This window comes from Corynebacterium hansenii, from assembly GCF_030408795.1.
Classification (GTDB): Bacteria; Actinomycetota; Actinomycetes; order Mycobacteriales; family Mycobacteriaceae; genus Corynebacterium; species Corynebacterium hansenii.
The window spans coordinates 468606-482069 of the sequence record NZ_CP047211.1 but is presented as its reverse complement, the minus strand read 5'-3'; the positions used below and the strand labels follow the sequence as shown (position 1 = coordinate 482069).

Annotated in this window: 8 protein-coding genes; 5 read left to right on the top strand and 3 right to left on the bottom strand. The window is 71.9% G+C overall.

All coding sequences use genetic code 11. The features are described from left to right. Positions 1–5: 5 nt before the first annotated feature. Both alr and CHAN_RS02170 read right to left on the bottom strand, forming a co-directional pair. Positions 6–1214 (bottom strand): alanine racemase, encoded by a 1209-nt coding sequence (gene alr / locus CHAN_RS02175; protein WP_290291262.1) that lies wholly within the window; start codon positions 1212–1214, stop codon positions 6–8. A 5-nt stretch (positions 1215–1219) separates the two neighbouring features. Next, positions 1220–3088: a bifunctional ADP-dependent NAD(P)H-hydrate dehydratase/NAD(P)H-hydrate epimerase gene (locus CHAN_RS02170; protein WP_290291260.1), complete on the bottom strand. Its 1869-nt coding sequence runs from the start codon at positions 3086–3088 to the stop codon at positions 1220–1222. Between the two features lie 172 nt (positions 3089–3260). Here CHAN_RS02170 and CHAN_RS02165 point away from each other — a divergent pair, with 172 nt between their 5' ends. The 5 genes from CHAN_RS02165 (at position 3261) to CHAN_RS02145 (ending at position 11454) form a co-directional block, all read left to right on the top strand. Continuing rightward, positions 3261–4118, top strand: coding sequence for a MerR family transcriptional regulator (locus CHAN_RS02165; RefSeq protein ID WP_290291258.1), 858 nt, complete (start codon positions 3261–3263; stop codon positions 4116–4118). A gap of 13 nt (positions 4119–4131) precedes the next feature. Further along, a complete protein-coding gene (locus CHAN_RS02160; RefSeq protein WP_290291256.1) occupies positions 4132–5142 on the top strand; it encodes an ABC transporter ATP-binding protein in 1011 nt (336 codons plus the stop codon). Continuing rightward, positions 5139–6737 (top strand): efflux permease Rv1217c-related protein, encoded by a 1599-nt coding sequence (locus CHAN_RS02155; protein WP_290291254.1) that lies wholly within the window; start codon positions 5139–5141, stop codon positions 6735–6737. Before CHAN_RS02160 ends, CHAN_RS02155 begins: the two co-directional genes overlap by 4 nt. A 70-nt stretch (positions 6738–6807) precedes the next feature. Next, positions 6808–8706, top strand: a complete 1899-nt coding sequence (locus tag CHAN_RS02150) for an acyltransferase family protein (protein WP_290291252.1) — start codon at positions 6808–6810, stop codon at positions 8704–8706. A 639-nt stretch (positions 8707–9345) separates the two neighbouring features. Beyond that, positions 9346–11454, top strand: coding sequence for an acyltransferase family protein (locus CHAN_RS02145; RefSeq protein ID WP_290291250.1), 2109 nt, complete (start codon positions 9346–9348; stop codon positions 11452–11454). 90 nt (positions 11455–11544) lie between these two features. On the opposite strand, the gene glmS is transcribed toward CHAN_RS02145, so the two are convergent. Continuing rightward, on the bottom strand, positions 11545–13419 hold the full coding sequence (glmS, locus tag CHAN_RS02140) for a glutamine--fructose-6-phosphate transaminase (isomerizing) (RefSeq protein ID WP_290291248.1): 1875 nt from the start codon (positions 13417–13419) through the stop codon (positions 11545–11547). Positions 13420–13464 lie beyond the last annotated feature (45 nt).

Genomic DNA, 13464 nt, shown 5'->3' with positions numbered 1-13464 from the left:
CAACCTTAGCCAACGGCCCCCACGTGCCGCCTGCGCGTGCGGCCGCGCGGCGCCGTCAGAATTTCGTAGTTGATGGTGCCCGCGGCTGCGGCGAGTTCGTCGGCGGTGGGCTCGCCGTCGCGGGTGCCGACGATGACCGCGACGTCGCCGGGGCGCACCGGGGCGTCGGGGCCGAGGTCGACGACGAATTGGTCCATGCACACGCGCCCGACCTGCGGGTAGCGGACGCCGTTGATGCTGACCTCGAATTTCCCGGACGCCGATCGCGGCATGCCGTCGGCGTAGCCGCAGGGGATGACGGCGGTGCGGGTGTCGCGGTCGGTGGTCCAGGTGCGCCCGTAGCTGACGGCTTCGCCGGCGGGGACGTGTTTGATCACGGGGATCCGCGCTTCCCAGCGCATGACGGGTCGCAGCCCGTGGGTGCGGTCGGCGATGGGTTCGAGGCCGTAGATGGACAGGCCCGGCCGGACCATGTCGAAGGACAGGTCGGGCCGCGACAGGGCACCGGGCGAGTTGGACAGGTGGTTGAGTTGCTTTGCGACGCCCGCCCGCGCCAGCAGTTCGGCCGCCTCGCGGAATCTGGCGGCCTGCATGTCATTTGCGGGATTTTCGGGTTCGTCGGCGCAGGCGAGGTGCGAGAACACTCCGGTGCAGTCGATGTCGCCGCGTGCGTGGGCTTCGCCGAACTCGGGGGAGAGGCGCCCGAAGGTGCCGTCGACGACGGAGATGCCGGAGCGGTTGAGGCCGGTGTCGGCCATCGCGGTGACCCGCGGGCGGACACCCGCGCGGCGCCCGGCGGCGATGACCGCGGCGAGGTGGTCCTCCGAGGGGATGCCCAGGTGGATGCCGGAGGCGACGGCCGCCTCCAGCTCGAGGGCCTCGTCGGGGTGCCACAGCCAGGCCAGGATCGTCGCGGACGTGCCGCGCAGTTCCAGGGATTCGCGCAGGTCCAGCGATTCCTGGAGGGTGGCCACGCCCAGCTGGTCGGCACCGCCGTCCAGCGCGGCGCGGGCGACGTCGGTCGCCCCCTGGGAGTAGCCGTCCGCCTTGACCACGGCCATGAGGCGCTGCGCGCCGGAGATGGTCTTGATGGTGTCCACGTTGTGCCGCACCGCGGCCAGGTCGACGGTCTGCGCGAGCAGGCCGGGGAACGTGGGATCGGCGGTTTCCGGGTCCCGGTGTTCCGGTGAGGTGTCTCCGTGTGCGGCGTCCATGGCGGTCATTCTGCCACCGAGGGCCACTCCGTTTCGGCGGCGAGTGCCGCAGTCGCTTCGCGGATCGCCTCGGCGATGAGCGACGCCGAGGTCGGGGCGTACCCGGCGGGCGTGCGCGCCGCGATTTCCGCCGCGCGGGCGTGGACGGTGACGGCGGGGGCGACGCCGGCCATGCCATCCTTCGCCAGCCACGCCCCGATCAGCCCCGACAGCACGTCGCCGCTGCCGGGCGTCGCCGCCCACGACGTGCCCGCGTCGATGATCCGCACCGTGCCCGCGTGATGGCCGCCGCCCGACGGCATGGCGACGATCGTCCGCCGCCCCTTGAGCAGCACCGCGCAACGCAACGCCATGGCCAGTGCCTTAGCGGCGTCGATCGGGTGGCCGACGGGGTCGGGGATCTCCTGGTCGAGCGCATCGGCAAGGCGGCGGAACTCCCCCGCATGCGGGGTCAGCAACGTCTCCGCTTCGCGGGCGACGAGCCTGTCCCGCAGCTCCGGGCGCTGCGCCAGAAGAGTGATCGCGTCCGCGTCGACGAGCAGCGGCTCATCGCGGCCCAGCAACTCCGACAGCTCCGCGGCCGCCGCATCATCGGTCCCCCGTCCCGAACCGACCACCCACGCGTCGACCCGGGCGGCGTCGTCAAGCGAGGGATGCGCGACCACCTCCGGCAGCGCGCGCACCACCTCCGCCGACCCCGACCCGACGTAGCGGACCATCGCCGACGTCGCGCGCACCGCGGCCGTCGTGGCCAGCACGCCCGCGCCCGGGTACCGCTCGCCACCGGCGCAGATGCCGACGACGCCGCCGGAATACTTGTCGTCGTCCGCGGCGGGCTCCAGATCCCGCGGGAAACCCGGGCGGGGCGGGCGCGGATGGTCGCCGACGGACGTCCAGACGTCGCCCGGATCGCCGTCGTACACCGTCGGCCACGTGAACGCATTGCGCGGCGGCACCGCCAAAGACCTGTAATACGTCCACGTCGGGGTCGCCCCCTCCGCCGCATCGCGCGCCAGGTTGCGGTGCAGCTGGCCATGCAGGCTGCGGCCGGCCTCCGCACCGGCGGGCCACTTCTCCTTCGGCCGCAGGTACAGCTCGGGGCTGTCTCCGTCGAGCGCGATGTCCGCGACGACGACCTCGCCGCACTGGTCCGACAGCGCATGGGCGAAGCGCAGGCCACCGAAGGTCACGGTGACGTCCGCCGTGACGTGGCCCGGCAACTCGATGACGCTTGGCGACGGCTCATCCGGGTCGCCCGGCTCCCACTCCGGATCGGCGATCGACGCCCCCGGCTCCACCAGACCCGTGTCCGCCGAAATGCCCGAAGGCACGTCGATGGCCAGGAAACGGGCGTGGTTCTTCGCGGCCACCCGCACGATCCGCGCGGCCTTCTCCCGCAGCGGCCCCGACCCGCCCAACCCGGCGATGCCATCGATGACCAGGGAATGGCCCCACGGCCGCACCGACTCCGGGTGCGCGGGATCAAGAGGCTCCGGGTTGCCGTCGCCGCGCAGGCCCGCCGGGAAATCCGGCAACCCGTCGACGAGGACCACCCCGCCGCGGCGGCGGAACGTGGCCAGCGCCCGCTCGTTCGGAGCGTCGCCAAGCAACACGGCGTCGACGCCGACGCCCTCGGCGGCCAGCAGCGACCCCGCGTACAGCGCGTCACCGCCATTGCCCCCGGAACCGACCAGCAGCAGCACCCGCGTGGCGTGGCGACCCAGGAAATACGGTTTCGGGGCGGCGAGCATCACCTTCGCCGCGTCGGCGACGGCCTTGGCCGCGTGCCGCATCAATTCATCTGGTTCATCCTGCGCCCCCAGCAGGGGCTGTTCGGCGCGGCGGATCTGGTCGACGGTGAAAACGGCTTCCATGACCCGAGGCTACGTCGGGCCGCGCGAACGTGCCCCGGCCGCGCGGAAACGATGCGCGGAACGGGCATCCGTAAACATCCCGGCCGCCACGGCGACGCGTCCGCGACGCCCGACCCAACCCCGCGAAAACCGCCCTTGACTGCGACGCAACGTAACAGTGGATGATCGCCCCATGAGGGTTTCAGAGCTCGCCGGAGTCGCCGGGGTTTCCGTGCGCACCATCCGGCATTACCACGCGATCGGGTTGATGCCCGTGCCGCCGAGGGTCGGCGCGTGGCGGGACTACGGCGTCGACGACGCCGCCCGCCTGCTGCGCATTCGAGCGCTCGCAGACGCCGGCATCGCACTGTCCGACATGCCCGCCCACCTCGACGGCGACGCCCCCGTGCCCGACGCCGACGGCCTCGACGCCGCGATCGCCTCCATCGACGAGCGCATCGCCGAGCTCGAGGAACACCGGGCGCGGCTGGAAGAACTGCGGCGGGCGGGCACCGCCGCCGATGGCTCGGGGGCGTGGACATCGCTGCCTCCGACGCTGAATGCCACGTTCACGCGCATAGAGGCGGCGATCATCGAGCGCGGCGACGCCCGGGCGCTGACGCTGCTGCGCAGAAAGCGCCGGCTGACGGAAATCGCGGTGCGCATCGGTCTGCTCGGCGACGACGTGGACGGCCCGTTCAACCACGTCGACCCGTCCGACATCGCCGATCATTTCTCGAAGTTCGCCCGGCTGACGGAAGGCCCGATAACCCGGGAGGAATGCGCCGCGCTCGTCGAGGAGGGGTTCGCACTGATCGAGACCTTCGGCCCGCTCCCGCGGGCGCTGACCATGGCGCTCGAGGTCTTCGCCATCGACCGTTTCGCCCATGCGCTCGTGGTCGCGGCGTTCCCCGCCCCTTCGCAGCGGATGTACGTCGACATGGCGTTCGAGGAGCTCCCCAAACGTTTCGCGGCCGCCCGCGCCACACCGGCCGGCCCCGATTCCGACCCCTCCGATTCCTCCCGCCCCGATTCATCGGCCACCCGATAAAGGACCGCAGAAAATGACCGCTTCGCTTCACGACGCCCCCGCCCCCGCCATCACCGTGCGGGGCCTGACCAAGCGCTTCGGGTCGGTCACCGCCGTCGACGACCTGGACCTCACGGTGCGCCGCGGCACCGTCCACGGCTTCCTGGGGCCCAACGGCGCCGGCAAGTCCACGACCATCCGCGCCATCCTGGGCATGCTGCGCCCCGACGCCGGGACGATCGGCGTCCTGGGCCACGATCCGGTGCGCGATCCGGCGTCGGCCACCGCCAGGGTGGCCTACGTGCCCGGCGACGTCGCCCTGTGGCCGCAGCTGACCGGCGGGGAGGCGCTGGCCACGATGGCCAAACTCCGGGCCGGCGGCGCGGGCACATCCCGGGGATCGGCAGGCGACGACCCCGCCCGGCGCGCCGAGCTCATCGAGCGTTTCCGGCTGGACACGTCGAAGAGGATCCGCGACTACTCCAAGGGCAACCGGCAGAAGGTCATGCTCGTCGCGGGGCTGGCCGCCGACGTCGACGTGCTGGTCCTCGACGAGCCGACGTCGGGCCTCGACCCCCTGATGGAACGCGAGTTCGCGGCCTGCGTGCGCGAGCGCGTCGCGGAGGGCGCGTCGGTGCTGCTGTCCAGCCACATCCTGTCGGAGGTCCAGGACCTGGCCGACGACATCACCATCATCCGCGATGGCCGCCTGGTCGAATCCGGTTCGCTGAAGGACCTCACCCACCTGCGCGGATCCCGGCTCCAGGCGACGCTGCCCGACGGTTCGCGCGTCGACCGCCTGCTCCCCCGCGACGACGTCCCCGCCGCGCTGTCGGACCTGCTGGCCCGCGGCGCGGCCGACATCTCCTGCACCGACGCCGGCCTGGAGGACATCTTCCTCGACCACTATTCCGGCACCTCGGCGCCGGGCAGCGGGGCCGACGATGCGCCCGCCGGGCCGTCGTCAAGCGAAACCCGCGCTGCCCACGGAACCCGCCATGCCCGCGCCGCCCGCCGTTCCCGCGAAGCCGGTGACGCGCGATGACCACCCTGCTGCGCCTGCACCTGCGCACCCGCCGCGGCTTCCTCATCGCGTGGCTCGCACCGCTGATCGCGCTCATGGCGCTCACCCCGCCCGCCTACCGCGCGACCTACCCCAACCCGGGCGAACTCGAGCTCCTGGCCGGGCCGATGCGCGTCAACCTCGCCCTGCGCGCGATGTACGGGATCGTCCCCGAACCGTTCACCTTCGGCGCCTTCGCCCAGTGGGAGGTGGGCATGTGGGCGTCCATCCTCGGCTCCGTCATGGCGATCCTGCTGGCCGTCCGCCTGACGCGGGCCGCCGAGGACGACGGCATCGCGGAAGTCCTGCGATCCTCCGGCTTGACGACGCGCACCCACGCCCTGTCCGCCGCCATCGTCGTCTTCGGCGCCTGCGCCGCCCTGGGCGCCGGTTCGGCGCTCGCGCTGCTGGCGTGCTCGATCTCCATCGAGGGCATGTCCGCCGTCGGCTGCGTGCTCACCGGTGCCGTGGTCGCCGCATCGACGTCGGCGGCCGGTGCGGTGGGGCTGCTCGCCGGGAACGTCGCCGCCACCGCCCGCGGCGCCCGCGGCCTGGGCCTGGCCTTCCTGGGCGTCGCGTACGCCGTGCGCGCCTTCGCCGACGTCCGCGAACTCGACTGGCTGCGCCCGGCGTCGCCCCTGGGCTGGCGCGACGTGGTGGCGCCGTACAGCGGGGACCGTGCGTGGGCGCTGCTCCCCATGGCCGCGGCGGTGCTCGCCCTGGCCTGGCTCGCCATCGCCGTCGCCGCCCGGCGCGACCTCGGCGCGACATGGCCCGTGCGGTCCGCCGGCCGCGGGGCGCGGCGCGACGCCGAATGGCGCGGCCTCGGCCCATGGAGGCTGCGGGCGCGCCTGGAACGGCCCGCCCTGCTGGGCTGGGCCACCGCGATCATCCTGCTCACCGTCTTCTTCATGTCCATGACGGGCGAAATGACGTCGCTGCTGGAATCGTCGCCGGGCACCGCCGACCTCGCCCGCCAGATGACGGGCGGGGCGACGATGGAGGACGCATTCACGGAAATGACCGCGGTCCTGCTCGGGGTGCTCGTCGTCTGCGCGGCGGTGCAGGCCACGCTGTCCGTCCGCGGCGACGAAATCGCCGGGCGGTTGGCGCCCGAACTCGCCGCCGGCGTGCGGCGCCGGACGCCCCACCTGGTGGCCTGGGCCGTGGCGATGACCGCCGTGACCGCGATCCTGGCCGTCGCCGCCCCGCTCGGCGCCGCCGCGGCCGAAGCGTCGTCGGGTTCCCCCGGCGTCGGCTCCGGTGCCCTGTGGTCCATCGCCGGGCAATGGCCGGCCGCGTTCGCCGCCGCCGGCATCGCCATCTTCTTCGCCGCGACGCTGCCGAAGGTCGCCTGGCTGGCGTGGCTGCCCGTCGCCTGGTCCGGCGTGGCCTCCTTCTTCGGCGGGATCTTCTCCTTCCCCGACTGGCTCCTGGACGCCTCCCTCTTCGCCCACGCCCCGCACGCCGCCGACGGCACGGTCGATTGGACCGGCTCGCTGGTGCTCGCCGCAATCGGGATGCTGGGCATGATGCTCGGGGCGGTGGCCGTCGGAAAGCGGGATCTGGTCGGGTAGGCACCCTCATAGTCGGGCGATCCGCGGAGCCCGGCACCACGGCACCGGGGTCGGCGGCTATGTTGCCTTCGTGTGCCGGCCCCGCGCCGTCGCCACCGACAGCCCCGACCCCGACGAAAGCCCCGCCCGAATGCCGAAGCCCGCAGATTCCCGCACCACGTACATCCCGGCGCTCGATGGCCTGCGGACCATCGCCGTGATGGCCGTGCTGTTCTACCATCTCGGGGCGCCGTGGGCGCCGGGCGGGCTGCTGGGCGTCGCGGTGTTCTTCACCCTGTCCGGGTACCTGATCACCGCGAACCTGCTGCGGGCCAAGCACCGCCACGATTCCTTCCGGCTGAGCACCTTCTGGCTGCGCAGATTCCGCAGGCTCGTACCCGCCGTCGTGGCCACCGTCGCCGCCGTGTTCCTGGTCACCGCGCTGTCGACGCCCGGGGAGCTCGGCGAGCGGGTCGGCGAATCGATCAGCTCGCTGCTCTACGTGAACAACTGGTGGGTCATCGCGCAGGGGCAGTCCTACTTCGACCAGTTCGAGTCGACCGGGCCTTTGGACCACATGTGGTCGCTGTCCATCGAGGAGCAGTTCTACCTGGTGTGGCCGCTGGTGCTCGCCCTGCTGTTCGCGCTGTTCGGGCGGCGGCGGAAGGCGCGGTGGCTCATCGGCGGCGCGACGCTGGCGCTGGCCGCCGCGAGCTTCGCGTGGATGGCGCACCTGGCCTCCGCCGGCGCCGACTCGACCCGCGTCTACGAGGGCACCGACACCCGCGCAGGCGGCCTGCTGATCGGCGCGCTGCTGGCGATCCTGCTGGTGCGCCGCAGCGGGCGGGCCGTGCCGAAGCGCCTGTTCCGCGAGGCCGCGGGGCTGGCTGGCATCGCCGTCATCGTCGTGCTCGTCGCCGTCATGCCCGACGACTCGCCGTTCCTCTTCGGCGGCGGGCTGGCGGTGCTCAGCTTGGCGACGATGGCCGCCATCCTTTCCATCCTGGATCAGCGCACGGTGGTGTCGCGGGTTCTGGCGGTCGCGCCGATGCGGTGGATCGGCGAACGGTCCTACGGCATTTACCTGTGGCACCTGCCGGTGACCGTGTACCTGCCCAGGGAACTCGACGACATGCCGCTGGCGCGCGGCGCGGCCGTCATCGCGCTGTCGTTCCTGCTGGCGGCGATGTCGTGGGCGCTGGTGGAGGATCCGATCCGACGCAACGGCGTCGTCGAGCCGCTGCGCGCGTGGCGGGCCGCCCGCCGCCGCGCCCGCCGCGACCGCGTCCCCGGGCCGGGCATCCCCCGCACCGTCTTCGCCGGTGCGACGGTGGTGCTCGCGGCGGTGGCGATGATGGGTCTGCCCGCCGGCGTCACCGGCGGCGCGCGGCCGGGCGATTCGCTGGAAAAGGACCTCGAGTCCCTGGCCCAGAGCCGCGAAGCCGCCCAAGCCGCCGCCCCGGCGCAACCCGACCGGACCATGCCCACCGGCGACCGCATCACCGCCCTGGGCGATTCCGTGCTGCTGGCCAGCTCCGAGGCGATGGACGCCGAGTTCCCCGGCATCTACGTCGACGGCGCGGTGTCGCGCCACTACGGGTCGCTGCCGGAGATCATCGCGAACATGGAGGCCGCCGGCACGCTCGACCAGTTCGTGGTCCTGGGCTTCGGCACCAACGGCGCGGCCCGCGAGGGCGAGTTCGAGCAGATCGTCGACCAGCTCGGCGAGGACCGCGTGATCATCGTGGTCATGCCCTACGGCGACCGCTGGTACATGCCGGAGGCCAAGGAGCAGATCATAAAGTTCGCGCGCGAGCACGACAACGTCTACGGCGCCGGATGGTGCCAGGCGGCCACGGCGGACCCGACGCTGCTTCGCGACGACTACATCCACCCGACTCCTTCGGGTGCCGGCGCCTACGCCGGTGCGGTCCGCGATGCGCTGAAGCAATGGGCCGAGGGCAAGGACGGCGTGCTCTCCGAGTGCTGAGGTGCGGGTGACGGGGTGCTCCCGCGAACACGCGCCAACCCGACACCGCTCGCAAACCCACCCCGCGCCCGCCCAGTGGAGCCCCCCGCGCGTTGACCCCACCCGGCGGAGCGGTCCCGAACGTTAACCCACCCCGAATGCGCAAACCCACCCCGCGCAGCCTCCCCTTCGTTAACCCACCCCGAATGCGCAAACCCACCCGCTGTAACAGGTGGGTTGGCCGATTCGGGGTGGGTTAGCAGAGGACGTCTCGGCGGCCGGGGAGAGTGCAGTGGCCGGGCCCCCGCGCCCTCGACCGCGTCCTCGACCGTGCCCGCGAGCGAAGGACACCCCCGTTCTCGGGGTAAAAAGAGCCCATTCTCACAAGCTCCTCAGATTCTACTTTTGGGGAAATGGCGGTGTTTTGCAGCCAAAACCCCTCTCCCGGCGGGCAATTGACGCCCGGGAGACGGCGGCGGAGCAAACACCCCGTAACTGGCGGCTGGCCCCGATAGGCCGAGGAGAACACTATTATCCCGGCGCGACTCCATGTGCGCGTCCGGCCTCGCCCGGGCGCGACTCCGCATGGACGCCCGCCCTCACCCCGGCACGCCCCGTGCCCCCTCGCAGCCAGCCCCGAATACCCCCGAAAGCTCCGCCATGCCCAAACCCGTAGATTCCCGCACCACGTACATCCCGGCGCTCGACGGGCTGCGGACCATCGCCGTGATGGCGGTCATCTTCTACCACCTCGGGGCCTCGTGGGCGCCGGGCGGGCTGCTGGGAGTGGCGGTGTTCTTCACGTTGTCCGGCTACCTGATCACCGCCAACCTGCTGAAGTCGAAGTACCGCCGGGATTCCTTCGGACTGCTCACCTTCTGGCTGCGGCGCTTCCGCAGACTGGTGCCCGCGGTGGTGGTCACCGTCATCGCGGTCATGCTGGTCACGGCCCTGAGCACGCCGGAGCTGGTCGGCGAGCGGACCGGCGAAGCGCTCAGCGCCCTGCTCTACGTGAACAACTGGTGGGTCATCGCGCAGGAGCAGTCCTACTTCGACCAATTCGCCGGCCCGGGCCCGTTGGACCACATGTGGTCGCTGTCCATCGAGGAGCAGTTCTACCTCGCCTGGCCGCTGGTGCTCGCCCTGCTCTTCGCGCTGTTCGGTAGGCACCGGAAGGCGCGGTGGATCATCGGCGGCGCCGCCGTCGCCCTGTCCGCCGCGAGCTTCGCGTGGATGCGCCACCTGGCCGACGCCGCCGTCGACGCGACCCGCATCTACGAGGGCACCGACACCCGCGCGGGCGGCCTGCTCCTCGGCGCGGCGCTGGCGATCTTCCTGGTCCGCCGCACGGGCCGCGCGATGCCCGGCAGGTTCACCGCCGAAGTCGCCTCGCTGGCGGGCGTCGCCGTCATCATCGCGCTCATCGCGACCCTGCCCGACCACTCCCCCTTCCTCTTCGGCGGCGGGCTGGCGGTGCTCAGCTTGGCGACGATGGCCGTCATCCACGGCATCCTCCACGGACGCACGCTCGTGGGACGCATTTTGGCCACCGCGCCGATGCGGTGGGTCGGCGAGCGCTCGTACGGCATCTACCTGTGGCACCTGCCCGTGACGGTGTTCCTGCCGGCCGACGCCGGGGGCGGCGAGCTGTGGCGCGGGGCGATCATCATTGCGCTGTCGTTCTTCCTCGCCGCGGTGTCGTGGTCGCTGGTGGAGGACCCCATCCGCCGCAACGGCGTGGTCGAGCCGGTCAAGGCGTGGCTGGCCGCCCACCGCCGCGCCCGCCGCGACCTGGTGGCCGGGCCCGGCTTCCCCCGCCCCGTCCTCGCCGGCGCCACGGTGACGCTGGCGGCGGTGGCCGTGATGGGACTGCCGCACTCGCTGACCGGCGCGCCCGCTTCGCCCTCGATCGACCAGTCCATGGCCGTGGACGAACGCCCCCTCGTAGACGCCGACTCCGTCGCCGCGATGGAGGCGGACAAGGGCGCGCGGGGCCCCGCCGCCACCTCGTGCACGACGGTGGTCCACGTGGGCGATTCGACGTCGATCGGCATGTTCTCCGAGGCCCAGCTGCCCGACCCCGCCGACAACGCCGTGCTGCGCTACCTCGAAGTGGGCGCGGAGGACGTGATCACCTCCGTCTTCGGCGCCCGGGCGACCGCCGAAGGGTGGCAGGAGTATCCCAGCGCCGTGGCCTCCGTGGCGGAGTTGCGGGCGCAGGGCATGCCCGAGGGCACCTGCTGGGTCATCGCCACCGGCGTCAACGACGCCGCCAACGAGGCCGTCGGCCACGGCTACCCCCACCCCGACCGCATCCGGGCGATGCTCGACCAGCTCGAAGGCGAGCGGATCCTCTGGGCGACCGCCGCCACCGGCCGCGACTTCGGGCCGTGGGACGTCGCCAACATGGACCCGTTCAACCGGGCCCTGCGCGAGGCGCAGAAGAAGAACCCGAACCTGCACATCTACGACTGGGCCGCCGACGCCCGGCCGGAGTGGTTCCTCGAAGGCGACCTGGTGCACTACAACGCCACCGGCAACGCCGAACGCTCCGCCCGGTTCGCCGACGCCCTGGCCCAGGCGTTCCCGGAAACCGGCTCGGCGCCGAAGTCGCGGATCGTCTCGACCAAGGACCGGGACATCTCCACCTCGCTCACCGGACCGGCCTCGGGCTCGGGCGGCTCGGATTCAGCCGGCACGGGCACCGGCGGCGCAGGAACCGGCCCGGCCGCCGCCACCGACGCCACCGTCACCGGCGGCACGGCGTAAACGGCGCATACGACGCGAAACGGCGAAGGGCCGGGACACGGACCGTCGTAAAGCGATCCGCGACCCGGCCCCCGCAAGGCCGCAGGTGAACTACTCCACCGTCACCGACTTGGCCAGGTTGCGCGGCTTGTCGATGTCCTCATTGCCGCACTGGCGCGCGATCTCCGCCGCCAGGAACTGCAGCGGAATGGTCGACAGCAGCGGCTGCAGCAGCGTCGACGACTCCGGGATCTCGATGAGGTAATTCGCGAACGGGCGGACCTTCTCGTCGCCCTCCTCCGCGATGACGATCGTCTTCGCTCCGCGGGCACGAATCTCCTGGATGTTCGACACGATCTTCGAGTGCAGCACCGCGCGGCCCTTCGGCGACGGCACCACCACGACGACCGGCAGATCATCCTCGATCAGCGCGATCGGGCCGTGCTTCAGCTCGCCCGCCGGGAAACCCTCCGCGTGGATGTACGCCAGCTCCTTGAGCTTCAGCGCGCCCTCCAGCGCCACCGGGAAACCGACGTGGCGGCCCAGGAACAGCATGGTCGGGATCGCGCCGAGCTCGCGGGCGATGTCGTAGACCTGCTCCTGCATCTCCACGACCTGCGCGATCTTGTCCGGGATGGACTCCAGCTCGCGGTACTCGCGGGTGACCTCGTCGGGGTACTTCGTGCCGCGCGCCTGCGCCAGCGCCAGGCCCACGATGTAATTCGCCGCGACCTGCGCCAGGAAGGACTTCGTGGCCGCCACGCCGATCTCCGGGCCGGCATGGGTGTACAGCACCGCGTCCGACTCGCGCGGGATCTGCGCGCCATTGGTGTTGCACACCGCCAGCACGCGGGCGCCCTGCGACTTCGCGTGGCGCACGGCCTCCAGGGTGTCGGCGGTCTCGCCGGACTGCGAAATGGCGACGACCAGCGTCTGGCGGTCCAGCACCGGGTCGCGGTAGCGGAACTCCGAGGCGACCTCGATCTCCACCGGGATGCGCACCCAATGCTCGATGGCGTACTTGGCCAGCAGGCCCGAGTGGTACGCCGTGCCGCAGGCGATGACGAAGACCTTCTCGATGTCCCGCAGGTCCTGGTCGGTCATGCGCTGCTCGTCGAGGACGATGCGGCCGTCGACCAGGTGGCCGGCCAGCGTGTCGCGCACGGCGCCGGGCTGCTCGTGGATCTCCTTGATCATGAAGGAGTCGTAGCCGCCCTTCTCCGCGGCGGCGAGGTCCCAGTCGATGGTGAACGGGCGGCCGGTCTGCTCCGAACCGTCGAAGCCCATGATGCGGTAGTCGTCGGCGGTGATGACCACGACGTTGTCCTGGCCCAGCTCCACGGCCTCCTTGGTGTGGGCGATGAACGCCGCGACGTCGGAGCCCAGGTACATGCCTTCGCCGCCGACGCCCACGATCAGCGGGGTGGAGCGGCGGGCCGCGATGATGCGGTCGGCGTGATCGGCGTGGGTGAACAGCAGCGTGAACGCGCCCTCGAGACGGTTGAGCACCGCCAGGGCGGAGGCCTCGAAGTCGCCGGCGGTGCCGGAGCCGTCTTCGCCGTTGTACGCGCGGGCCAGCAGGTGGCAGGCGACCTCGGAGTCGGTGTCGGACTTCAGCTCGACGCCGGCGTCCTCCAGCTCGGCGCGCAGCGGGGCGAAGTTCTCGATGATGCCGTTGTGGACGATCGCGACCTTGCCGTCGTAGGACAGGTGCGGGTGGGCGTTCGAGTCGGTCGGGCGGCCGTGGGTGGCCCAGCGGGTGTGGCCGATGCAGGTCGCGCCGACGAAGCGGTCGCGGCCGGTGGCGTCGAGCTCGTTTTCCAGGTTGGCCAGCTTGCCGGCCTTCTTCTCGACGTTGACGCCGCCGTCGCCGTCGAGCACGGCGATGCCCGCCGAGTCGTAGCCCCGGTACTCCATCCTCCGCAGCGCCTCGACCGCGATGTCGAGCGCCGGCTGCCGTCCCACGTATCCAACGATTCCGCACATGCCGTACAGGATAACCGGGCGGGGCCGCGTTGCCCGCATCGAGAA

What these genes read in the sequence shown, in the direction of transcription:
- alr (WP_290291262.1), bottom strand. Translation starts at nt 1,214, where the DNA reads ATGGACGCCGCACACGGAGACACCTCACCGGAACACCGGGACCCGGAA.
- CHAN_RS02170 (WP_290291260.1), bottom strand. Translation starts at nt 3,088, where the DNA reads ATGGAAGCCGTTTTCACCGTCGACCAGATCCGCCGCGCCGAACAGCCC.
- CHAN_RS02165 (WP_290291258.1), top strand. Translation starts at nt 3,261, where the DNA reads ATGAGGGTTTCAGAGCTCGCCGGAGTCGCCGGGGTTTCCGTGCGCACC.
- CHAN_RS02160 (WP_290291256.1), top strand. Translation starts at nt 4,132, where the DNA reads ATGACCGCTTCGCTTCACGACGCCCCCGCCCCCGCCATCACCGTGCGG.
- CHAN_RS02155 (WP_290291254.1), top strand. Translation starts at nt 5,139, where the DNA reads ATGACCACCCTGCTGCGCCTGCACCTGCGCACCCGCCGCGGCTTCCTC.
- CHAN_RS02145 (WP_290291250.1), top strand. Translation starts at nt 9,346, where the DNA reads ATGCCCAAACCCGTAGATTCCCGCACCACGTACATCCCGGCGCTCGAC.
- glmS (WP_290291248.1), bottom strand. Translation starts at nt 13,419, where the DNA reads ATGTGCGGAATCGTTGGATACGTGGGACGGCAGCCGGCGCTCGACATC.